Source organism: Streptomyces sp. NPDC020742 (genome assembly GCF_040641675.1).
Lineage (GTDB): Bacteria > Actinomycetota > Actinomycetes > Streptomycetales > Streptomycetaceae > Streptomyces.
Window position 1 is genome coordinate 36,822 of record NZ_JBFAEA010000015.1, and the last position, 22,011, is coordinate 58,832.

A 22,011-nucleotide genomic window follows, 5' to 3' on the forward strand; every position below is an offset into this window, starting at 1 on the left:
CGGGCGACTTCAGCGCGCCGTCGACGATCACCTTCCGCCGCATCCCCGTGGAGGAGCCGACATGACCAGCAACGCCATGCACCGCAGAACGGTCCTGGGCGGGGCGGCCGCCCTCGCCGCCGGTCTCGCGCTCGCCGGCTGCGGCGACGGCGGGGACGACGGCGGCGGGGCGCCCAAGGAGCGCAGGAAGGGGCAGAAGATCACGCTGACCTTCTGGTCCTGGGTGCCGGGCATCGACAAGCCCGTCGACCTGTGGAACCGCACGCACCCCGACGTACGGGTCAGGGTCGAGAAGGTCTCGGCGGTCAACGGCGAGCAGTACGCGAAGATGCACGCCGCCGTGAAGGCGGGCAACCCGCCCGACCTCGGCCAGATCGAATTCCCGGTCGTCCCCAGCTTCCTGCTGGACAATGCGCTCCTCGACCTCGCCCCGCTCGGCGCCGCCCGCCACAAGGACAGGTTCGTCGGCTGGCAGTGGCAGCAGTCCGTCTTCGGCAAGGGCGTCTACGCCATCCCGCAGGCGTCCGGCCCGATGGGCCTGTTCCTCCGCCAGGACCTCTTCGACCGCTGGGGGATCGAGGCGCCCGCCACCTGGGACGCGTACGAGGACGCCGCGAAGGCCGTCCGCAAGGAGGGCGCCTGGATCGAGACCTTCGCCCCCACCAACGGCAACCGCTTCGCCGGCCTCGCCTGGCAGGCCGGCGCCCGGTGGTACGCCACGCACGGCGACACCTGGATCGTGCACCTCGACGACGAACCCACCCGCAGGGTCGCCGACTACTGGGAGTCGCTGGCCCGGCGGAAGCTCGTCAAGACCCTCCCCGACCGGCAGAACGCCTGGTACAAGGACGTCCAGACCGGCGCCATCCCCACCTGGCTGGGCGCCAGTTGGGGCGATGCGCTGCTGGCCGGCAACGCGCCCGGCACCAAGGGGAAGTGGCGCGCCGCGCCGATGCCCCAGTGGAAGGCCGGTGCGAAGGCCTTCGCCAACTGGGGCGGTTCGACCACCGCCGTCTTCGCGGGGGCGAGCTACCCCAAGGACGCCCTGGACTTCGCGGTCTGGCTCAACACCGCCCCGGAGTCCATCGCCCTGCTGATCGACGGCGGTTACGGCTTCCCCAGCGCCAAGCAGGGCTACGCCACCGCCGACCTCGACGTCGACCGGGCCTTCTTCGGCGGACAGGCCTACAGCACGGTCTTCGCCGAGGCCGGTGCCCATGTCGACACCAGCTGGCGGTGGGGACCGGGCGTGGACACGCTCTACCAGCGGCTCGGCGACGCCTTCACCGAAGCCCTCGCCGACGGCGGCTCGTTCCGCTCGGTGCTCACCACGGTGCAGGGCCAGACCCTCGCCGACCTCAAGCGCAAGGGCCTGAAGGTGGAGAGCGGCGGGTGAGCCGGGACACCGTGCGCCGGGCGGTGCCGGCCGGCAGCGGGCGGCCCGCCCCGTCCCACCGCCCGTCCCGCCGCCCGCGGCGCCGCACGCGCACCGAGGCCCGCAACGCCCGCGCCGCGGCCGGTTTCGTGCTGCCCTTCCTCGCGGTCTTCGCCCTCTGCTTCCTCGCCCCCCTCGCCTACGCCGCCTACCAGAGCCTGCACCGGACCGAACGCACCGGACCGCTCGGCCTCGGCGGCCGGCAGCACGAGGCGTTCGCCGGACTCGACAACTACGCCCAGGCGCTCTCCGACGGCCGGTTCCTGGCCGGCTTCGGGCGGGTGCTGCTCTTCGGCGCCGTCCAGATCCCGCTGATGATCGTGCTCGCCACCGCGCTCGCCCTGCTGCTGGAGAGCGCCGGCGCCCGCGGTGTCACCTTCTTCCGCAGCGCCTTCTTCCTGCCCTACGGCGTGCCCGGGGTGATCGCCTCGATCCTGTGGGGGTTCCTCTATGTCCCCGGCATCAGCCCGCTGGTGAAGATCGCCGGTGCGCTCGGCTGGGACGTGGACTTCCTCTCCCGCGGCACCGTGCTCTGGGCCATCGCCAACATCGTCACCTGGCAGTTCACCGGCTACAACATGCTGGTGCTGATCGCCCAGCTCAAGTCCGTGCCGGGCGAACTGTACGAGGCGGCACGGATCGACGGCGCCACCGCCTGGCAGGTGGTCCGGCATATCAAGATCCCGCTCATCCGGCCCGCCCTCGTCCTGACCACCGTCTTCAGCATCATCGGCACCCTCCAACTGTTCGCCGAGCCGATGGTGCTGCGCCCGCTCGCCTCCGCCATCGACTCCGGCTTCACCCCCAACCTGCACGCCTACAGCCAGGCGTTCGTCGGCAACGACCAGCACGGGGCGGCGGCCGAGGCGGTGCTGCTGGCGCTGGTGGCGTGCGTGCTGTCCTTCGGCTTCCTGCGGCTGGTCGGCGGGCCTGCGAGGGAGCGCCGATGACCCTGCTGCGCACGCGGACCGCCCGGCCCCCGGCCCGCGCCCGGATCGCCGTGCCGCCGGTCCGCCACCGGATCCTCACCGCCGCCCTGCTGACCGTCGCCGCGCTCTACTTCCTGGTGCCCGTCTACTGGCTGACCGTCTCCGCCACCAAGAACAGCGCCGATCTCTTCGGCACCTTCGGCTTCTGGTTCGCGGGCCGTCCGGACCTCCTCGGCCACCTCGCCGACGTCCTCGCCTACGACCACGGCGTCTACCTCCGCTGGTTCGCCAACTCCCTGCTCTACGCCGGGATCGGCGCGGTCTGCGCCACCCTGCTGTCCGCCGCGGCCGGCTACGCGCTGGCCAAGTTCCCCTTCCGCGGCCGGGAGGCGGTCTTCAACCTGGTGCTCGCCGGCGTACTGATCCCCGGCACCGCACTGGCCCTCCCGCTGTACTTCCTGTTCAGCGCGATGGGCCTGGCCAACACCTTCTGGGCGGTGCTGATCCCCAGCGCGGTCAGCCCGTTCGGCGTCTACCTCTGCCGGATCTACGCCACCGCCGCGGTCCCCGACTCCCTGCTGGAGGCGGCCCGGATCGACGGCGCGGGCGAGGTACGGATCTTCGCCGCGCTCGGGCTGCGGCTGATGACCCCCGCGCTGGTCACGGTCTTCCTCTTCCAGTTCGTGCACATCTGGAACAACTACTTCCTGCCCCTGGTGATGCTCTCGGACTCCGCCCTCTACCCGATCCAGCTCGGCCTGACCTCGTGGACCGGTTACGCGGACCGCCAGCCGGTGCTCTACCAGTACACGGTGGGCGGCGCCTTCCTGTCGGTGCTGCCGCTGATGGTGCTGATGACCGTGCTCCAGCGCTATTGGCGGACCGGCCTGACGGACGGCGGGGTGAAGGCCTGACGGCGCCACGGGCGCGGGCCGCCGGGTCCGCGGACGACGCACGCACCGTCTGCAGGGGCGTCCCCGCTACCCGGCACCCCGCCGCCCACGGCAGCGGCCGTACCGGCGTGACAGGATCGCTGTCATGACTACTCCTGACGCTGCCCTGTCCGAAAACGCCGCGACCCGTGCGAAGGCCGCCCTCAAGCGCGACCCCTGGGACCTCCCGGACGTCTCCGGCCTGGTGGTCGGCGTCCTCGGCGGCACCGGCGACCAGGGCCGCGGCCTGGCCTACCGGCTCGCCAAGGCCGGCCAGAAGGTGATCATCGGCTCCCGGGTCGCCGAGCGCGCGCAGACCGCCGCCGACGAGCTCGGCCTCGGCATCGAGGGCGCCGAGAACGCCGACTGCGCCCGCCGCAGCGATGTGGTGATCGTGGCCGTGCCCTGGGAGGGCCACGCGAAGACGCTCCAGGCGCTGCGCGAGCCGCTGGCCGGCAAGCTCGTCATCGACTGCGTCAACCCGCTCGGCTTCGACAAGAAGGGCGCCTACGCGCTCAAGCCGGAGGAGGGCAGCGCCGCCGAGCAGGCCGCCGCGCTGCTGCCCGACTCCCGGGTCGCCGCCGCCTTCCACCACCTGTCCGCGGTGCTGCTCCAGGACCCCGCGGTCGAGCGGATCGACACCGATGTGCTGGTGCTCGGCGAGTCCCGTGCCGACACCGACCTGGTGCAGGCGCTGGCCGCCCGCATCCCCGGGATGCGCGGGGTGTTCGCCGGCCGGCTGCGAGGCGCCCACCAGGTCGAGTCGCTGGTGGCCAACTTGATCTCGGTCAACCGCCGCTACAAGGCGCACGCGGGGCTGCGGGTCACCGACGTCTGAGCCGGGCCCGACGGCCGCTGCCCGCCGCGCGCGGGGCATGGGGGACACTGGGGAGGACCGCACCACTCTCCGACAGGAGCCGCCACCATGCCCCGCCTCGCCCTGATGGCCCTCGCCGTCTGCGTCCTCGCCGTCGCCGCAGCCGTCGTCTCCTTCGTGGAGGGCAGCTTCGTCGGGATCGTCTGGATCCTGATGGCCGGCATCTCCAGCAACATGGCGTGGTTCTACCTCCGCAAGGCCAAGATGGACCGGGCGCGAGAGGCCGGCGCGGCCGGCTGACGGCTCAGCCCAGGCCGCCGACCTGCGGCTCGCCCTGCCAGAAGCGGAAGAACTCCTGGCCGAAGTAGGTGTCGAAGCGGGAGACGCCCAGCCCGCCGAGGATCGTGTCGACCAGGTGGAAGAAGACCTGGTTGATCTCCGGCACCCACAGCAGCCCGAAGACCGCCAGCAGCCCGAACGGCGCGAACGGCTCCACCTGCCGCCGCAGCCCCGGTGACAGCCAGGGCTCGATCACGCCGTAGCCGTCCAGCCCGGGCACCGGGACGAAGTTCAAGATCGCGGCCGTCACCTGCAGCAGCGCCAGGAAGGCCAGCGCGAAGCGGAAGGTGGTCGGCACGCCCTCCAAGCCGTGCAGCCAGAACGGTGCCGTGCACACCACGGCGAACAGGATGTTGGTCAGCGGTCCGGCCGCCGAGATCAGGCTGTGCCGCCAGCGCCCCTTGATCCGGCCGCGCTCGATGAACACCGCGCCGCCCGGCAGCCCGATCCCGCCCAGGATCACGAAGATCACCGGCAGCACGATGCTCAGCAGCGCATGGGTGTACTTCAGCGGGTTCAGCGTGAGGTAGCCCCGGGCCTCCACCGAGATGTCCCCGCTGTGCAGCGCGGTCCGGGCGTGCGCGTACTCGTGCAGGCACAGCGACACCACCCAGCCGGACACCACGAACAGGAACACCGCGAAGCCGGTGTTCGCCGCGAGCGTCCCGCTCCACACCGCCCACCCGGACACCGCCAGGACGGCCACGAGCGCGAGGAAGACCGGGCTGATGCGGCGGTCGCCGCGCCGGATTGCTGTGGTCATGAGGTACGGGCTCCCGAAGGTCTCGTCGCGGTCTCACACGGGCCAGCCCCGACCGTAACCGGGCCGGGGCGCCCGGCGCACAGGCCCCCGGGGCGGGCAAAACGAAAACCCGGTGCAAAGGAGGGGTGCGTTTGAACGAGAATGGGCCGGTGCGCTACGGAATCCTCGGCACCACCCAGGCCGGCCGGGCCGACGGCACCCCCGTCGCCCTCGGCGGCGCCCGCCTGCGCGCGCTGCTCGCCGCCCTCGCCCTGCACCCGGGGCGGGCCCTGACCCCGGACGTGCTGATCGCCGACGTCTGGGGGATGGACCCGCCCGCCGACGCCGCCGGTGCCCTGCAGGCGCTGGTCGGCCGGCTGCGGCGGGCCCTGGGGCATGCCGCCGTCGCCTCGGTCGACGGCGGCTACCGGCTGTGCGCCGAGCCCGACGACGTCGACCTGCACCGCTTTGAGCGGCTCGCCGCGGACGGCGTACGGGCGCTCGCCGAGGCGGACCCGACCCGCGCCGCCGCCCTGCTCGACGAGGCGCTGACGCTGTGGCGGGGACCGGCGCTCGCCGACCTCCCGGACGCGCGGGTGGAGGCGGCCCGGGCCGAGAGCCGCCGGCTGGACGCCCAGCGCCACCGCCTCGCCGCCGACCTCGCCCTCGGCCGCGCCGACCGGGCGCTGCCGACGCTGGTGGCGCTCTGCCGGGACCACCCCCTCGACGAGCCGCTCCAGGCGCTCCGGCTGCGGGCGTTGCGGGCCGCGGGGCGCACCGCGGAGGCGCTGGCGGCGTACGAGGAGATACGCACCGGCCTCGCCGACCGCCTCGGCGCCGACCCGGGCCCGGAGCTCCAGGCCCTGCACGGCGAGCTGCTGCGGCCGCAGGTGCCGCAGCAGTTCGCCCCGCAGCCTCCTCCGCAGCAGTTCGCCCCCCAGCTGCTCACGCAGCCGGCCCCGCCCGGCCGGCCCGTCCCCGCCCCGGCCCCCGTCCCCGCCCGCCGCGGCAACCTCCGGGCCCGTCTCACCTCCTTCGTCGGCCGCGACACCGACCTGGCCGCGATCCGGTCCGACCTGGCCGAACACCGCCTGGTGACGCTGCTGGGGCCCGGCGGCGCCGGTAAGACCCGGCTCTCCCAGGAGGGCGCCGAGACCGCCGCGGCCGCCGCCCCCGACGCCTGGCCGCACGGCGTCTGGCTGGCGGAGCTGGCGCCGGTGGACGATCCGCAGACGGTCCCGGAGGCGGTGCTGACCGCACTGGGCGCCCGCGAGACCGTCGTCCGCGGCACCACAGCCGAGGGGTTGCGGGCCGCCACCGACCCCACCGCCCTCGATCCGCTCGCCCGGCTCGCCGAGCACTGCGCGGGCCGCCGGATGCTGCTGGTCCTGGACAACTGCGAGCATGTGATCGACGCCGCCGCCGCGCTCGCCGAGCGGCTGCTCTCCGACTGCCCCGGGGTGACGGTGCTGGCCACCAGCCGTGAGCCGCTGGCGGTCCCCGGCGAGGTGCTGCGGCCGGTCGGTCCGCTGCCCGACCCGGTGGCGCTCCGGCTGCTCGCCGACCGCGGGGCCGCCGCCCGCCCCGACTTCCGCACCGATGCCGACGAGCAGACCGCGGCGGCCTGCGCGGAGATCTGCCGCCGGCTGGACGGGCTCCCGCTGGCCATCGAACTCGCCGCCGCCCGGCTCCGGTTGCTGACCCCGCGTCAGCTCGCGGACCGGCTCGACGACCGGTTCCGGCTGCTGACCAGCGGCAGCCGTACCCTGCTGCCCCGGCAGCAGACCCTGCGGGCGGTGGTGGACTGGTCCTGGGACCTGACCGACGAGCCCGAACGGGCGGTGCTGCGGCGGCTGTCGGTCTTCGCCGGCGGCTGCGACCTGGCCGCCGCGGAAGAGGTGTGCGCGGGCGACGGCGTCGAGAGCTACGAGGTGGCCGAGCTGCTGGGGTCGTTGATCGACAAGTCGCTGGTGGTGGCCGCGCCGGCCGGCCAGGGGCCCGGCGACGGCCGCTCCGGTGGGGTCGGCAGCCCCGGGAACGGCGCCGGCACCGGCGGACAGATGCGCTATCGGCTGCTGGAGACGGTGGGGGAGTACGCCGGCGAGCGGCTGGACGAGGCGAGGGAGCGGGCCGGCGCCGAACGCCGCCACCTCGTCGCCTTCCGCGAACTGGCCCGCACCACCGACCCGTTGCTGCGCGGCCCCGGCCAGCTGGCCGCCATGGAGCGGCTGGAGCTGGAGCACGACAACCTGCGCACCGCGCTGCGCCGGGCGGTCGCCTCCGAAGCGGAGCACGAGGCGCTGTGCCTGGTGCTGTCGCTGCAGTGGTTCTGGTGGCTGCGCGACCACCGGAGCGATGCCCGGCACTGGTCCTCCGTGGTGGCGGCGCTCGGCCCCAACCCGTTCTTCGAACCGGTCGAGCCGGCCCCCGACCTGCACGTCCGGCCCATCGACGCCCCGCCGCCGATGGGCCCCGAGCAGCTGCTGGAGGCCCGGCGCGAGGTCCGTCTGGTGTCGCTGGCCAGCCTGGACAGCGACATCGAGGCGATGCGCAAGCCGGAGATGCAGCAGGAGCTGCTCGGCATGCTCCGCGCCTACCGCCCCGGCATGCCGCAGACCTGCAAGGTGCCCGGGGTGATGTGGCACTACGCGGTGCTGCTGTCCGGGCGGTTCGAGGAGCTGGCGGAGCTGATCGACGTCTCGGTGCAGGCCTGCCGCGCGTTCGGCTACGCGTGGGAGTTGGCGTACGTCCTCCAGTTGCGCTCCAAGATCTTCAACGACCACCCCGGCGGGCTGCCGCAGGCCTCCCGGGACGCCGACGAGGCGCTACGGATCTTCCTGCGGGTCGGCGACGCCTGGGGCGCGGCCGAGGCGCTCGCGGGGCGCGCCGAGTCCCACGAGAAGCGGGGCGCGTACGAGCTCGCCGCCACCGACTACCGGGCGGCGATGGTGCACGCCGAACAGCTGGGTGCGCACGGCCAGAGCCTGCTGCTGCGCTGCCGGCTCGGCGCCGTACTGATGGAGGACGGCCAGGGCGAGGCCGGCGAACGGATGCTGCGGGAGGTGCTGGCCGAGGCCGCCAAGGGCAACAGCGGCCGGGACACCGAGCCGTTCGCCAGGATGACGCTCGCCATGCGGCTGTCGATGACCGGTCGCCGGGACGAGGCCCGCGCGCAACTGCAGGCGGTGCGTGAGCTGTTCCTCCCGCGCGCCCCGGACATGTTCGCCGGGATACTGGAGTCCTCGCTGATCTCGATGGACCTGGACGACGGCCTGAGCACGGGGCTGCTGCCACGGTTCCGGGCCGCCCTGGAGCTGATGCAGGACCCGCTGGCCAAGATGGTCGCCCCGGACCTGGTGGTGACCTCCCTGCTGACCGGGGCCCGGGTGCTGCTGGCCGAGCGCGGCGCGGCGGCCGCCCCGGTCGCGGCGCGCCTGGTCGGGGCGTACGACGTGCTGCGGGCGCACAGCCACGTCCCGACGCTGATCCTCCGCGACGAACGGGTGCGTACGGAGGCGGCGGTGCGGGAACTGATCGGCGACGCCGCCTTCGCGGCGGGCCGTGCCGAAGGCGGTGACCTCTCCCTCGAAGAGGCCACCGCCCTCATCTGACGGGACACGGCCGAGCCGGGCGAAAGGCCGCCCCGCGCGGAGGTCCCCCGCGGGGCGCGTACCGGATCCGTCAGGTCTTCTTGCGGAACTTCGCGACCGCCAGCGGCATGGTGACGGCCGTGATGGCGACCGCCCAGGCGAGGGTGATCAGCGTCGGGTGCAGCACTGCACCCTGGCCGCGGATCAGGGCACGGGCCGCGTCCGCCAGGTTGGACAGCGGGTTGACCTTGGTGAAGCCCTCCAGCCAGCCGGGCATCGACCTCGTCGGCGCGAAGATGGACGAGCCGAACTGCAGCGGCATCAGCACGATCATCGCCATGCCCTGCACCGCCTGCGGGGTCTTCACGGAGAGCCCCAGCAGGACGAAGATCCACATCAGGGCGGCACCGAACACCGTGGACAGCAGGATCGCGCCGAGGAACGCAAGGAGGGTGCCGCGGACCTCCAGGCCGAGCAGGAACCCCATGCCGAGCAGGATCGCGGTGGCGATCAGCATCCGGCCGACCTCGACGATGATCTTGGCTATCAGCACCGAGGACCGGGCGATCGGCATCGTCCGGAAGCGGTCCATCACGCCCTTGCGGAAGTCCTCGTTGACGCCGCTGCCCACCGCCATGGCGATGTTCATGCCCATCATCGCCATCATGCCGGGGACCAAGTACTGCACGTACTCCTGCTGGTTGCCCTTGCCGGCGATGGCGCCGCCGAAGACGTAGACGAACAGCAGGATGAAGATGATGGGCATCAGCAGGGCGTCGAACATCGACTCCGGATCCTGCTTGATCTGCAGGGCGTTGCGCCGCACCAGCGCGCCGATGTGCCGCAGGTTGGCCCGCAGTCCGATCCGGCCCTCGTCGGCGCCGGGCTTGGTGACCGGCGCCGTGATCGTCGCGGCACTCATGCCGACACCTCCGCGTACTGTGCGTCCTCGGCCGCACCGGACCGTTCGTCGCCGGCCTCCGAGGTCTTCTGGCCGGTGATGGCCAAGAACACCTCGTCCAGGCTGGGCAGATGGGTGGATATCCCGGCCAGCGCGAATCCCTGCCGGCCGAGCACCCCGACCACCGCGGTCAGCTGCTCGTCGCTGATGATCGGGACGTTGACCACACCCCCGTCGTGGTCAGCCGTCGCGCCCGCGATGCCGTCCAGACCGGCCTGCGCGATGGCGCCGGCCATCCGGTCCAGCTCGCCGGGGTCGGTGGGCCGGATCTGCAGCGTCCGCCCGCCGACCTTGGCCTTGAGCTCGTCGACCCGGCCCTCGGCGATGACCCGGCCGCGGTCGATCACCGTCAGCTCGTTCGCCAACTGCTCGGCCTCTTCCATGTACTGGGTCGTCAGCAGCACCGTGGCGCCCTCGCGCACCATCCGCTGCACCTCTTCCCACACCTCGTTACGGGTACGGGGGTCGAGGCCGGTCGTCGGCTCGTCCAGGTAGAGCACCGCCGGGCGGCCGATCATCGAGGCGGCGAGGTCCAGCCGGCGGCGCATCCCGCCGGAGTACTTGGCGGCGGGCCGTTTGGCGGCCTCGGTCAGCGAGAACCGCTCCAGCATCTCGTCCGCCCGGCCGCGGGCGTCCTTGCGGGACAGATCGAGCAGCCGCCCGATCATGTAGAGGTTCTCCCAGCCGGAGAGCTTCTCGTCGACCGAGGCGTACTGCCCGGTCAGGCCGATCGTGCGGCGCAGCGCGCGCGGCTGGCGCACCACGTCGTAGCCCGCCACCACGGCGCGGCCGGCGTCCGGCACCAGGAGGGTGGACAGGCACCGTACGAGCGTGGTCTTGCCGGCGCCGTTGGGGCCGAGCACACCGAGTACGGTGCCTTCCTTCACGTCCAGGTCCACCCCGTCGACGGCCTTGACCTCGCCGAAGTGCTTGACCAGACCGCGCACCTCGACGGCGTTGCCGCCCTTGGTGGTCATCGTCTGTCGCGTCATGCCCACCAATCTGCCAGCCGCCACCGACAGCGCGCCGACAGAATGCCGACGGCGCCCGCGGTACGAGCTCCCCGGCTCGTCAGCTCCGTGGTCCGCGCCGCTGCAGGGAGAACTGGGCGGGAGTCGGATGCGCGTGAGGAGTTCCTGGCCGCGATGGAGGAGGCGGAGCGGAAGCGCTCGGTGCCCTTCGAGACCCTCGTGCTGCTGGCATCGCCCGCAGCGATCGAGGCGGCCAGCGCGGTCAGTCCCCTCAGCCCTCCGCCCAGGCTTCTTCCTCCGCGCGTGCCGTGTCGTAGGCCCGGCGGGCGGTGGTGACCTGGGGCAGGTGGGCGTCGGACCAGCCGGCGATGGCGTCGAAGACGGGGACGAGGGTGCGGCCCAGCTCACTGATGGCGTACTCGACCCTCGGCGGGATCTCGGCATGGTAGGTGCGGGTGATCAGGCCGTCCCGTTCCAGCTGGCGCAGGCGCTGGGTGAGCACTTTCGGCGTGATCGTCGGCAGGAGCCGCTGTAGTTCGTTGAAGCGCGAGCGTCCGTGGTGTTCGAGGGTCCACAGGATCGGGGTGGTCCAGCGGCTGAACACCAGCTCCACCACCGGGTTGATCGGGCACGCCTGCTGCGCCGGATCGGTCACGGCACTCTTCCTTCCGCTCTTGCCCGCAGTCCCCGTACTCAGCGGCGGGGCACTTTCCTACAGGAAACCACTATCTACAGGATACTAGGTTGGTGGTGTCAGCAAGCGGGCCGGCAGTGAGCCGGACCGCTCGGCGATCAGCCGGCTGCCCGTCCTGCCGACGGCCGTCCGCACCACCGAAAGAGGCACCACCATGGCGTTCCCCGCGCTACCCGAACGTGCGGGTGACCGGCCCGAGACCGGTCCCGAGGTCCCGCACCTGCAGCTCACCCAGCCCAGCCCGCCGCAGATCAAGGAGACCCTGCGGCGGTGGATGGCCACCGCACTTCCCGGCACCGTCTCAGGCCGCAGCGAGATCTCCGTCCCCAGCACCTGGGCGGTGCTCCTCAGCGATGTCGCCCCCGCTCTCGGCGCCCGACTGTTCCTGCCGCGCGGTGACGCGGAGTTCGTGCACCTGCACGCCGACGGCAGCCTGCACCTGGCCCTGGACCCGGCCGACCACGCGGCGTTCCTGGCCTCCGGATGGGGCGAGAAGCACCCGCTCTACGACCGTGGCGCCAATGTCGTCATGTTCTACGCCCCGCGCGACGAGGTCGAACTGGAGGTGGCCAAGAAGGTCATCGCCGCTTCCTATCGATACGCCACCGGCCACGCACCGACCGCCGGGCCCGCCGCGGCCTGACCGCTCTCCCCATCCGCGCCGGGACATCGGCGCAGGTGACCGGCCCGGCTGACGTCCCCCGTCGAGGGCTGCGTCGAAGCAGCCGCCAGGCTCCCGTACGGCATCGACGCCGTCACGTCACCCACACCGCACCAGCCCAGCCTGCGGTTCCGCCTGCCCATTTGCATTCTCCGCACCGACCAGCAAGGGCTCCTCCATGTCCTATTTGCTCCACATCGACTCGTCCTCGCTCGGCGCCGATTCGGTGTCGTCCCAGGTCGCCCGCTCCTTCCGGGGCGCCTGGGACGCGCCGGTCGTCCACCGGGACCTGGCTGCCTCGCCCGTACCCCACCTGGGCGCGGCGGGCATAGCGGCCTGGGGCACCGCCCCCGCCCGGCGCACTCCGGAACAAGCCGCGGCCGCTGCTGTCCAGGACGAACTCATCGAAGAGTTCCTCGGCGCGAGCGCCTACCTGTTCACCGTGCCGATGTACAACCTCACGATGCCTTCGGCGTTCAAGGCATGGCTTGACCACGTCATCGTCAAGGGCCGCACCTTCGGCCTCCCCGACGGTCCCGCGGCGTCCGGCCGTCCGGCCCTGGTGGTCTCGGCGCGCGGCGGCGGTTACGGCCCCGGCACCCCCAACCACGGCAAGGACTTCGTGGTGCCCGCGCTGGAGACGATCCTGCACGACATGCTCGGCCTCGAAGTCACCTCGCTCACGCCCGAGTTGACCATGGCGCCCGTCGTTCCGGCGCTGACCCACCTGATCCCGCTCCACGAGGCGTCCCTGACCGACGCGCACCAGCAAGCCCGCCGGCAGGCCGAGAAGTTCCGCGATCAGATCACCGCCTGACACGTTCCGGGACCCGCCCTCACGCCCGCTCACACACCACTCACATCCCGAGGAGGAACCCCATGCCCAAGATCACCACTGGAAAGGTCCTGCTGACCCTCACCTCACTGGTCACCCTGGCCGGTGCCTACATCGCGGACTGGAACAAGACCCACATCTACAACCCCAACTGGCCGCCGCACGCCAAGTTCCACAACGCCCAGACCATGAGCATGGGCGCCGCACTCGGCCTGATCGGCCTGTACCTGCTGTGGGTGCACCGGGGCGCCTGGACGCGCTCCCTGGTCCAGGTCATCGTCGTGGCCGAGTCGCTGTACTGGATCACCCAGCTGTCGGCGATCCTTTACCCCGGCACTGCCCTTGTCGACGGCGACTGGGTTCCGCCTCTCCAGCCGGCCCTCGCCACCACCATGCTGGCCCTCAACGCACTCGCGTACTTCCTCGAGCGCCGACGTCTGGAGCACCGCCTCGCCTAGGGCGTGTCTTTCGGATCTGCGTGGGACGCGGATCTTCGCCAGCACCGCCGTGAAGTGGGTGCAGTCCGCCCGTTGTCCGCCGCTGACGAGCGGGGACAGCGGGCGGCAGTGACCGTCGGCGGTCAGGTGGACTTTGCTGGTGAGCCCGCCGCGCGAGCGACCCAGGTCCCACCGGGCAGTCGCGTGACCGCCCGGACACGTCCTAGTGGAAGCTGTGCTCCTCGGCCGGGAAGGTGCCCCCGACGACCTCGTCGGCGAACGCCTTCGCCGCCCCGCCGAGCAGCTCCCGCAGCTCCAGGTACTTCTTCACGAACTTCGGGACCCGCCCCGCCGTCATCCCCGCCATGTCGGTCCACACCAGCACCTGGGCGTCGCACTCCAGACCCGCGCCGATGCCGACGGTGGGGATGTGCAGCGAACGCGTCACCTCGGCCGCCAGCTCGGCCGGTACGGCCTCCAGGACCACCGAGAACGCACCGGCGTCCTGCACCGCCTTGGCGTCCCGCAGCAACTGCTGGGCGGCCTCCTCGCCGCGGCCCTGTACGGGGTAGCCGCCGAAGGCGTTGACGGACTGCGGGGTGAGCCCGACGTGCGCCATCACCGGGATGCCGGACGAGACCAGCAGCTCCACCTGGTCGGCGGAGCGCTCCCCGCCCTCCAGCTTGACGGCGCCGACCCCGGCCTCCTTCATCAGCCGGGTGGCGTTGCGCAGCGCCTGCACCGGCCCCTCCTGGTAGGCGCCGAACGGCAGGTCGCCGACGACGAGGGCGCGCCGGGTGCCCCGTACCACCGCGGCGGACAGCAGGGCGATCTCGTCCATGGTGACCGGCACGGTGGACTCGTAGCCGAGGTGGCAGTTGCCCATCGAGTCCCCGACCAACAGGACCGGGATGCCGGCCTCGTCGAAGACGGAGGCGGTCATCGCGTCGTACGCGGTGAGCATCGGCCACTTCTCGCCGCGCTCCTTGGCGGCGGCGATGTCACGAACGGTGACCCGGCGCGAGCCCTTGCCCCCGTAGAGCGAGTGGGGGACCGGCTTCTGGGCAGGCGAAAGCTGCGTCATGGTGACGGCTCCTGTTCATCATCTCGAGGCACCCTGACGGTGTCCCCGGACTTCGCTCCATGCTGGCACGGCCCGCGCGCAAAGGAAAAGGGGAGCGGCACGCCGGTGGTGTGAGGCCCGTCCCGGTGTGTGCCGCGGGTGGCCCGGTGTGCCCGCTTCGACCCCTGTGTTCCCGTCGCCCGGCATGGCGTTTTTCGATACGGAACGGATCCGTATCGAAAAGCGTAGGGTGCTGCCATGGCTGCTCCCTCGGATTCCTCCGGCTCCTCCGGCCCCTCCGACCCCTCCCGGCCCCCCACCCCGCCCGCACCGCCCGTGCGGGAGATCCCCGAGCGCATCCACCGGCGCCGCTGGGCGATCCTCTCCACCCTCATGCTCAGCCTGCTGATCGTGGTGCTGGACAATTCCATCCTCAACGTCGCCATGAAGACGATCGCCACGCCGTCCCCCGCCGGCCTGGGCGCCACCCAGAGCGAGCTGGAGTGGGCGATCAACTCCTACACCCTGGTCTTCGCCGGGCTGCTGTTCACCTCCGGGCTGCTCGGCGACCGCCTCGGCCGCAAGAAGGTGCTGCTCTTCGGCCTGGCGGTGTTCGGCACCGGCTCGGTACTCGCCGCGTTCGCCGGTTCGCCCACCGAGCTGATCGTCTTCCGCGCGGTGATGGGCCTCGGCGGCGCCTTCGTCATGCCGGCCACCCTCGCCGTCCTGATGAACGTCTTCGAGCGCGAGGAGCAGCCCAAGGCGATCGGTGTCTGGGCCGGCGGGGTCGGCCTGGCCATCGCGATCGGCCCGATCGCCGGCGGGCTGCTGCTGGACCGCTTCTGGTGGGGATCGGTCTTCCTGGTCAATGTGCCCATCGTGCTGATCGCGCTGATCGCGATGCTGATCTTGGTGCCCGACTCCAAGGACCCCCGGCCCGGCCGGCTGGACCCGGTCGGTGTGCTGCTGTCCGTCGTGGGCCTGGTGCTGCTGGTCTACGGGATCATCAAGGGCGGTCAGCTCGCCGACTTCACCGCCCCGCAGGTGTACGGCACCATCGCCGGGGGAGTGGTGGTGCTGGCGGCCTTCGTGGTGCACCAGAAGCGCAGCGACCACCCGTCGATCGACATCGGGTACTTCCGCAACCCGGCCTTCTGCGCCGCCATCGCCGCCATCGCCCTGGTCTTCTTCTCCCTGATGGGCGTCACGTTCTTCATCGTCTTCTACGTCCAGAGCGTGCGCGGCTACAGTCCGCTCCAGGCCGGCCTGCTGATCCTGCCGCTGGCCGCGGCCCAGATGATCTTCGCGCCGCGGGCCCGGCTCGCCGTGGACCGCTACGGCGCCCGCGCGGTGTGCGCGTTCAGCATGTTCGTGGTGGCCGACACCATGGTGGGCCTGCTGCTGCTGGACGTCGACAGTCCGATCTGGATCATGGAGGCGCTGTTCTTCCTCCAGGGCGCGGCGATGGCGCACATCATGCCGCCGGTCACCGTCACGGTCATGCAGGCGCTGCCACGGGAGAAGGCCGGCTCCGGCTCGGCGCTCAACAACGTCTTCCGGCAGGTCGGCGGCACCCTCGGGGTCGCCGTCCTCGGCTCGCTGCTGTCCACCACCTACCGCGACGGCATCCAGGGCCGGCTCGACGCCATGCCCAGCATCCCGGCCGGGGCCCGGCACGCCGCCGGTGAGTCGATCGAGGCGACCCTCGGCCTCGCCGGCCGGCTGGGCCCGGCCGGCCGCTCGCTGGTCGCCGCCGCCGACGACGCCTTTATCGACGCCATGCACGTCACCGCCCTGTCCTCGGCCGCGGTCTCGGTGCTCGGTGCCGGGCTGGTGCTGGCCTTCCTGCCGGGCAAAATGGGACCGGCGCCGCAGGCGGCGGAGCCGCGGGACGAACGAAGGGCGGGCGCAGCGCGATGAGCCGGGCGGCGGGGGACTCCGAGACGGCGGCGGCGCAGGCGCGGCCCGGCCCGGCGGCCGGTGAGCGTCGCGGGCGCCCGCGCAGCACCGCGGTCGACTCCGCCATCATCGAGGCCGTGCTGCGGCTCATCGAGGACGGCGTGTCCATAGGTGAGTTGTCCATGGAGCGGATCGCCCGCGAGGCCGGCGTCGGCAAGGCCACCGTCTACCGCCGCTGGTCGGGCAAGAGCGCCCTGATGCTCGATGTGATGCGGTCGCTGGACGCCCAGAGCCCCGCTCTGCACGGCGCCTCGGTCCGCGACGACCTGGTCGCACTGCTGGAGTTCCTCCGCCGCCGGGGGCTGGCCAAGCGCAGCTCCGCGCTGATGCGGACGGTCGTCAGCCATGTCCAGGACCAGCCCGAACTGTGGGCCGAGTACCACGACACAGTGGTACGGACCCGTCATGAGGCGCTATTGGGGGTGTTGCGGCGCGGGGTCGAGAGCGGTGAGATCCGCACCGACCGTGACCTGGAGACCCTTGCCGACCTGTTCGTCGGCCCGATGCTGGCCCGCGCCCTCCTCCACGAGTGGAAGGAGCTTCCCGAGGGGCTCGCCGAGGACATCGTCGACACGGTCCTGGAGGGCGTACGATCCCGGCCGCAGACCGCCGTGGGCTGAACTCCTCGGCCGGACCGGCGGGTTGGCGGTCACCGGCCCGTGCGCCCCGGCCGCCCGCCCCACCAGGGGCGTATGACCGGACCGTGTCCGTTCTGTCACAGCCGCTGTCACGAACGCCTCGGACCGGAACCCGGCCCCGCCACCGGCCCGTCCTCACCCCCGAGAAGGCGCAGCGCAAATCTAAGAAAGCGCATTACGGCCATCGCCTAGGGTCGGGGACCACAGGCGGGCGCACCGGAGCAAGGCAGTGAGGACAGCTACATGGCGCAGGCATATATGACGGAGCCGGGACGGGGACAGGGGTCCGAGCGGGCCGGTTCCCGGGCCGAACGCCTGCGGAACTGGTGGGGCCCCGAGGGGATGTGGCGGCGCGGCCTGGTGCTGGCGGTGCTCGCCGTCCTGCTCGGACTGCTGATGGTGCTGCACGCCCGGGTCCCCAACGCGGTGGGAAACCTGGGCAGTCTGCTGGAGACCTTCCTGCCGTGGCTGGGGCTGGGCATCCTGGTACTGCTGCTCGCCGCGGTGCTGCGCCGCTCCGCCACCGCGCTGATCGCCCTGCTCCTGCCGGTGCTGGCCTGGATCAACCTCTTCGGTGGCCAGATCACCGACAAGGCCGGCACCGGCGGCAACCTCACCGTCGTCACCCACAACGTCAACGCCGGCAACCCGGACCCGGCGGCCACCGCCCGGGACATCGTGGCCTCCGACGCCGATGTGGTCGCCCTGGAGGAGCTGACCGGCGAGGCGCTGCCCACGTACCGCCAGGGCCTGGCGAAGGCCTACCCGTACCACACCGTCGAGGGCACCGTCGGGCTGTGGAGCAAGCGCCCGTTGACCGACACCCGCCCGGTGGACATCAAGATGGGCTGGACCCGTGCCCTGCGCGCCACGGTCACCGCCGCCGACGGCCAGCAGTTCGCGGTGTACGTCGCCCATCTGCCGTCGGTGCGGGTCAAGGTCGAGGCGGGCTTCACCGCCAACCAGCGCGACGGCAGCGCCGCGGCGCTGGGTGAGGCGATCGCCGCCGACCCGGTGCAGAAGGTCATGCTGCTCGGCGACCTCAACGGCACCATGAACGACCGCTCGCTGGCCCCGGTCACCTCGCAGATGCGGTCCGCCCAGGGCGCGGCCGGTGACGGCTTCGGCTTCAGCTGGCCGGCCGGATTCCCGATGGCCCGGATCGACCAGATCATGATGAAGGGGATGGACCCGGTCAAGGCCTGGGTAATGCCCTCCACCGGTAGCGATCACCTGCCCGTCGCCGCCTCCGTGAAGATCTGACCCCGCCCGCCGGGCCCGGACTACCACTTGGCGGGCCCGGGACTGCCGCCCGCCGGGCCCGGGACGACCGCCCGCCGGAGCCGCGCCACCGTCCGTGACGCCCAGTCCGGAGGGCGGACCCCGGCGGGGAACCGACGCGGGCCGGTAACGCCCCGTTCTCCTGCCGGAATACCGGGCCTGCGACACTTTGTTCCGTAACAGAACTTAAGCGCTCCCCTCCTGTACGGAACGACCCTGAAAGGTCCAGTTCGTCATGCCCTTGGCGCTGCTCGCGCTCGCCGTCGCGGCCTTCGGCATCGGCACCACGGAATTCGTGATGATGGGGCTGCTGCCCCAGGTCGCGGAGGATCTGGGCACCTCCGTGCCCACCGCCGGCTACCTCGTCTCCGCCTACGCCCTCGGCGTTGTCATCGGCGCCCCGCTGCTGACCGCCCTGGGCTCCCGGATCCCCCGCAGGCGGATGCTGGTGTTGCTGATGGCGGTCTTCACGGCCGGCAACCTCGCCTCCGCGCTGGCCCCGAGCTTCGGCACGCTGATCGCCGGCCGACTGCTGGCCGGCCTGCCGCACGGCGCGTTCTTCGGCGTCGGCGCGGTGGTCGCCGCCCGGCTGGTGCGCGAGGGCCGGCAGGCCCGGGCGGTGGCCACCATGTTCCTCGGCCTGACCATCGCCAACATCGTCGGCGTACCCGCCGCGACCCTGCTGGGCCAGCACTTCGGCTGGCGGGTCACCTTCCTGATCGTGGCCGGCATCGGCCTGGTCGCGATGGCCGCACTGACCCGGCTGATCCCGCCGCTGCCGGCCGAGGAGCACACCGGGCTGGCGCGCGAGCTGCGCGCCCTGGCCGGCCGCCAGGTGCTGCTCGGCCTGCTCACCACGGTCTTCGGCTTCGCCGGCATCTTCGCCGTCTACAGCTACCTGGCCTCGATGATGACCGAGGTCACCGGCTTCGCCGAGGGCTCGGTCCCGCTGGTGCTGGCCCTCTTCGGCATCGGGATGACCCTCGGCGCGCTGGCCGCCGGCCCGCTGACCGACCGGGCGCTGCGTCCCACCCTCTACGGCTCCCTCGCCGCCCTCGCGCTGGTCCTGGCGGCCTTCCACCTCACCGCCCGGTCCCCGGTGGCCGCCCTGGTCACCGTCGTCCTCATCGGCGCGGTCGGCTTCCTGACCACCACCCCGCTGCAGATGCTGGTGATGGACAAGGCCCAGCAGGCGCCCACCCTGGCCGCGGCCTCCAGCCAGTCCGCCTTCAACCTGGCCAATGCGGGCGGCGCTTGGGCCGGCGGGCTGGCCCTGTCGGCCGGCTGGGGCTGGACCTCACCGACCCTGGTGGGCGCGGGCCTGGCGGCCCTCGGCCTGGCCGTCGCCGTGGTGGCCGGCCGCCTGGACCGGGACGCCCCCGACGCCTCCCGCATCGTGGCCCGCAGCCACGAGGAGGCGGACCGGCCGGCGCCGGCTACCTCGGAGGCCGCCTAGTCCACTGGCTGTCCCGTAGTCCCAGGTGGATCAGCGCACGGCGTCAGATGCACTGCGCTCGCTGCGTCCACTTCGTCTCGGCTCCTTGCTTGCTGTACGGATGCCGAGCTGCATCGCAAGGCGGAGGGACGTCCTGATGGTGGGCGTATCCGGACGTTCCGAGAAAGCGGCGAGGCGCTTGGACCTTCCTCGATGCCGTCCCGACTCCCGGTGTCATCCGGCCCGGACATGGGGCAACAAGACGATCACGTTCCCCAGTTGGCTATCGAGGACGCCCTGTCGTTCCAGCCGAACGGAGTCAGGTCGGGAGTATTACAGCCTTTGGGGGCGAAGAATTCTCCTCCGCCCGCGTCGAAGCCGGTCAGATCGAAGAGTGAGATATCGAACCGACACCAGCTGAGCGAGGAGATGATGTTGTTCCAGTTCTGTGTACCGAGGAATCCACGGTGTAGCCCGCTCAAGTCCTTGTATCCCAAACCAGGTCCGACGCTCCTGATGTCGCCCTGCTCGCCGGCGTCCTCCCAAAAGCGCACGATGTCCTCAAGGGAGTCCGGGTTGGACGTGCAGACGTGTTCGCTCTCCAGCAGCGTCGCCGACTGGCTAACGGCTGGCAGCCGGCGCGCCTCCGAGACCATCGCCTCGCGGTCGGTGAAGGCGCCGAGGGCCACGGACGAGTCGTGAACCAGACGGGTCATGAACAGCGGGACCGTGGTCTCCGCATTCATGCGCTCAAGGTCCTCGACGACTTCCCCATCAAGGACAAGCGGGACCTGGGGCACGAGGGGGCGTTTGCGCTGGCCTGGCGCCCGCTCTTTGTTCAGCTCTTGGACGAGTTCGCCCGGGAGTGTCACAGGTTCGGTGTCCCTGCCCGGGTCTATGGTCTCGCGCGGTGTACGCGTCATTTCCCTCACTCCCCGCATGGTTGCTCGGGCGGCCACATGTCCTCTCACGCCACCAGGCCACCAGCCGATCCGCCAACTCGGAAGGCCTCATGGTCGGCGCGACACCGACCGACCGAACCTACGTCCAGATGCTCCGGACCCGGCCGCATCATGACGTTCGATCGCTCTGGATGGACGGGCAGCTCCCAGCCCCTGTTTCCGGCGTAAACCGCGCTTCAGGCGGCTTCTCCACTCCAGAATGCTCGGAGGTGGCACGAAGCGCATCTGGGGTCCCGAGCATGGGCCCTGCCGACGCGCTTCCATGAAGTATGCGGGCAGGGCCTTTGCGGGTTACTCAGGTTGAACTGAGCCCCTTCCAACCTTGCTGTGCAAGGCGGTGGTTGGGGCCGTGAGCGGCGTCCGGGCGCGGAGAAGCTCCTGGTGGACGGGGGTGTCGAAGTCAAGCCGTGTTGCCAGGAGCTTCCGTGTGTCACGGACTCGCAGCGCTATGTCTTGCGTGTCGACAGCCCGATCTACGCCTTGCCTCCGGCTGAGGAGAACGAATCCGACCGCATCGAGTGGGCTCCCTCGCCGTCGTTCGAGGCGTGATCATGCCAGGTCGGGTACGTGCCTGAGAGGCGCGAATGTCGTATCCGGCTAGGCTGAAAGTAGCGCCCAACAACAGTGCGCCCTTCAACTTTGGGGCAATAGTCGTCCCCCCTTGAGCCAGCTGAGCCTCGCAAGCGCGGCTGTTGGCGAGGACTCAAGTGCCCTGGTGTGGGACCGGTCTTGGGGCCGTGCGTAGTGGGGACCTCCGGGGCGAGCTCATCGATTCAGGTGAGCCAGATGGCCAGGAAGGCCGATATCATGCCTACAGAAGCGCAAGTGTTCGTCGACTGGACGTCGCGGGACAGCGATCAAAAGGCGACCGGGCAGCTGGAAGGCCGAACGGTGACCGTCACCGGGCCCTTGGGCGAGGCGGACCTCAACGGGCAGTCCACCGTCTTTGGGACGCCGTCCGTTTTCACTCCCCCGCTGCCCACCTCGGACGCGATAGAACTCAGAAGCAAGCCCACTGACAGTGACTTCGAAGTCGACCTCGGTGCCGCGGTACAGGACGCCGTCTTTCACCTGGCATCGCTCGGTTCAATCATGACGATTGACCCTGATATGACTGTCGAGCAGCTCAGCGGCGACAACGGTTTCGCCGTCCAGGGCAACGTAGTCACAGGTGTGGCGAAGAACGGCCCGCCCAGTGATTCCAACGGCACCATTCTCGTCAGCAGGTCCACCCCCTTCAGCTCGGTCAAGTTCACACTGAGGCTGAACTTCGCGGGCGATGGGGAGGGTGTACTCCTCCAGGTCGGCCGTTAGCCTCGGTTGTTTATGA

20 protein-coding genes and 1 pseudogene are annotated in these 22,011 nt (G+C 71.4%); 14 read left to right on the plus strand and 7 right to left on the minus strand.

Annotated elements, in window-relative coordinates:
- The first annotated feature begins 61 nt into the window (after positions 1 to 61).
- The 5 genes from AB0G84_RS23940 to AB0G84_RS23960 all read left to right on the plus strand — a co-directional run bounded on the left by AB0G84_RS23940 (position 62) and on the right by AB0G84_RS23960 (position 4,413).
- Complete coding sequence (locus AB0G84_RS23940; RefSeq protein ID WP_361324222.1) at positions 62 to 1,396, plus strand: sugar ABC transporter substrate-binding protein; 1,335 nt, start codon at positions 62 to 64, stop codon at positions 1,394 to 1,396.
- Positions 1,393 to 2,385 carry a sugar ABC transporter permease gene (locus AB0G84_RS23945; protein ID WP_361324226.1) on the plus strand — a complete coding sequence of 331 codons (993 nt, stop codon included), beginning with the start codon at positions 1,393 to 1,395 and terminating at the stop codon, positions 2,383 to 2,385. Before AB0G84_RS23940 ends, AB0G84_RS23945 begins: the two co-directional genes overlap by 4 nt.
- A complete protein-coding gene (locus AB0G84_RS23950; protein ID WP_361324229.1) occupies positions 2,382 to 3,278 on the plus strand; it encodes a carbohydrate ABC transporter permease in 897 nt (298 codons plus the stop codon). Before AB0G84_RS23945 ends, AB0G84_RS23950 begins: the two co-directional genes overlap by 4 nt.
- Before the next feature lie 124 nt (positions 3,279 to 3,402).
- Positions 3,403 to 4,134, plus strand: a complete 732-nt coding sequence (gene npdG, locus AB0G84_RS23955; protein ID WP_361324232.1) for an NADPH-dependent F420 reductase — start codon at positions 3,403 to 3,405, stop codon at positions 4,132 to 4,134.
- Positions 4,135 to 4,221: 87 nt separating this feature from the next.
- A complete protein-coding gene (locus AB0G84_RS23960) occupies positions 4,222 to 4,413 on the plus strand; it encodes a hypothetical protein (protein ID WP_361324235.1) in 192 nt (63 codons plus the stop codon).
- A 4-nt stretch (positions 4,414 to 4,417) separates the two neighbouring features.
- On the opposite strand, the gene AB0G84_RS23965 is transcribed toward AB0G84_RS23960, so the two are convergent.
- Complete coding sequence (locus tag AB0G84_RS23965; RefSeq protein WP_361324238.1) at positions 4,418 to 5,215, minus strand: site-2 protease family protein; 798 nt, start codon at positions 5,213 to 5,215, stop codon at positions 4,418 to 4,420.
- A gap of 131 nt (positions 5,216 to 5,346) precedes the next feature.
- Between AB0G84_RS23965 and AB0G84_RS23970 the strand changes: the two genes are divergently transcribed.
- Positions 5,347 to 8,805, plus strand: coding sequence for a BTAD domain-containing putative transcriptional regulator (locus AB0G84_RS23970; protein ID WP_361324241.1), 3,459 nt, complete (start codon positions 5,347 to 5,349; stop codon positions 8,803 to 8,805).
- A gap of 70 nt (positions 8,806 to 8,875) precedes the next feature.
- Here the strand turns inward: AB0G84_RS23970 and AB0G84_RS23975 are convergent, their stop codons facing one another.
- The 3 genes from AB0G84_RS23975 to AB0G84_RS23985 all read right to left on the minus strand — a co-directional run bounded on the left by AB0G84_RS23975 (position 8,876) and on the right by AB0G84_RS23985 (position 11,371).
- Positions 8,876 to 9,706 carry an ABC transporter permease gene (locus tag AB0G84_RS23975; RefSeq protein ID WP_361324244.1) on the minus strand — a complete coding sequence of 277 codons (831 nt, stop codon included), beginning with the start codon at positions 9,704 to 9,706 and terminating at the stop codon, positions 8,876 to 8,878.
- On the minus strand, positions 9,703 to 10,737 hold the full coding sequence (locus tag AB0G84_RS23980; RefSeq protein WP_361324247.1) for an ATP-binding cassette domain-containing protein: 1,035 nt from the start codon (positions 10,735 to 10,737) through the stop codon (positions 9,703 to 9,705). The genes AB0G84_RS23975 and AB0G84_RS23980 overlap by 4 nt, the downstream gene beginning before the upstream one ends.
- Positions 10,738 to 10,987: 250 nt before the next feature.
- Entirely contained in the window at positions 10,988 to 11,371 is a 384-nt protein-coding gene (locus tag AB0G84_RS23985; RefSeq protein ID WP_361324250.1) for a helix-turn-helix domain-containing protein, read from the minus strand.
- A gap of 193 nt (positions 11,372 to 11,564) precedes the next feature.
- Here AB0G84_RS23985 and AB0G84_RS23990 point away from each other — a divergent pair, with 193 nt between their 5' ends.
- The 3 genes from AB0G84_RS23990 to AB0G84_RS24000 all read left to right on the plus strand — a co-directional run bounded on the left by AB0G84_RS23990 (position 11,565) and on the right by AB0G84_RS24000 (position 13,364).
- On the plus strand, positions 11,565 to 12,053 hold the full coding sequence (locus AB0G84_RS23990; RefSeq protein WP_361324253.1) for a luciferase family protein: 489 nt from the start codon (positions 11,565 to 11,567) through the stop codon (positions 12,051 to 12,053).
- A 196-nt stretch (positions 12,054 to 12,249) separates the two neighbouring features.
- Positions 12,250 to 12,888 (plus strand): NAD(P)H-dependent oxidoreductase, encoded by a 639-nt coding sequence (locus tag AB0G84_RS23995; RefSeq protein WP_361324256.1) that lies wholly within the window; start codon positions 12,250 to 12,252, stop codon positions 12,886 to 12,888.
- Positions 12,889 to 12,950: 62 nt separating this feature from the next.
- Positions 12,951 to 13,364: a DUF6640 family protein gene (locus AB0G84_RS24000; RefSeq protein ID WP_361324259.1), complete on the plus strand. Its 414-nt coding sequence runs from the start codon at positions 12,951 to 12,953 to the stop codon at positions 13,362 to 13,364.
- A 60-nt stretch (positions 13,365 to 13,424) separates the two neighbouring features.
- Here AB0G84_RS24000 and AB0G84_RS24005 read toward each other — a convergent pair.
- A pseudogene (locus AB0G84_RS24005) lies at positions 13,425 to 13,529 on the minus strand (IS5/IS1182 family transposase); the annotation flags it as partial.
- Between the two features lie 37 nt (positions 13,530 to 13,566).
- Positions 13,567 to 14,427: a 3-methyl-2-oxobutanoate hydroxymethyltransferase gene (panB, locus tag AB0G84_RS24010; protein ID WP_361324262.1), complete on the minus strand. Its 861-nt coding sequence runs from the start codon at positions 14,425 to 14,427 to the stop codon at positions 13,567 to 13,569.
- A gap of 237 nt (positions 14,428 to 14,664) precedes the next feature.
- Here panB and AB0G84_RS24015 point away from each other — a divergent pair, with 237 nt between their 5' ends.
- The 4 genes from AB0G84_RS24015 to AB0G84_RS24030 all read left to right on the plus strand — a co-directional run bounded on the left by AB0G84_RS24015 (position 14,665) and on the right by AB0G84_RS24030 (position 19,740).
- Positions 14,665 to 16,326 carry an MFS transporter gene (locus AB0G84_RS24015; protein WP_361324265.1) on the plus strand — a complete coding sequence of 554 codons (1,662 nt, stop codon included), beginning with the start codon at positions 14,665 to 14,667 and terminating at the stop codon, positions 16,324 to 16,326.
- The gene (locus tag AB0G84_RS24020; RefSeq protein WP_361324268.1) at positions 16,323 to 16,985 is read left to right on the plus strand and encodes a TetR/AcrR family transcriptional regulator; all 663 of its coding nucleotides are present in this window, start codon (positions 16,323 to 16,325) and stop codon (positions 16,983 to 16,985) included. Before AB0G84_RS24015 ends, AB0G84_RS24020 begins: the two co-directional genes overlap by 4 nt.
- Positions 16,986 to 17,246: 261 nt before the next feature.
- Positions 17,247 to 18,266: an endonuclease/exonuclease/phosphatase family protein gene (locus tag AB0G84_RS24025; protein WP_361324271.1), complete on the plus strand. Its 1,020-nt coding sequence runs from the start codon at positions 17,247 to 17,249 to the stop codon at positions 18,264 to 18,266.
- A 253-nt stretch (positions 18,267 to 18,519) separates the two neighbouring features.
- Positions 18,520 to 19,740 (plus strand): MFS transporter, encoded by a 1,221-nt coding sequence (locus tag AB0G84_RS24030; protein ID WP_361324274.1) that lies wholly within the window; start codon positions 18,520 to 18,522, stop codon positions 19,738 to 19,740.
- Between the two features lie 245 nt (positions 19,741 to 19,985).
- On the opposite strand, the gene AB0G84_RS24035 is transcribed toward AB0G84_RS24030, so the two are convergent.
- Positions 19,986 to 20,651 (minus strand): hypothetical protein, encoded by a 666-nt coding sequence (locus AB0G84_RS24035; protein ID WP_361324277.1) that lies wholly within the window; start codon positions 20,649 to 20,651, stop codon positions 19,986 to 19,988.
- 816 nt (positions 20,652 to 21,467) lie between these two features.
- On the opposite strand from AB0G84_RS24035, the gene AB0G84_RS24040 reads away from it, so the two are divergent.
- Positions 21,468 to 21,995, plus strand: coding sequence for a hypothetical protein (locus tag AB0G84_RS24040; protein ID WP_361324279.1), 528 nt, complete (start codon positions 21,468 to 21,470; stop codon positions 21,993 to 21,995).
- The last annotated feature ends 16 nt before the right edge of the window (positions 21,996 to 22,011 follow it).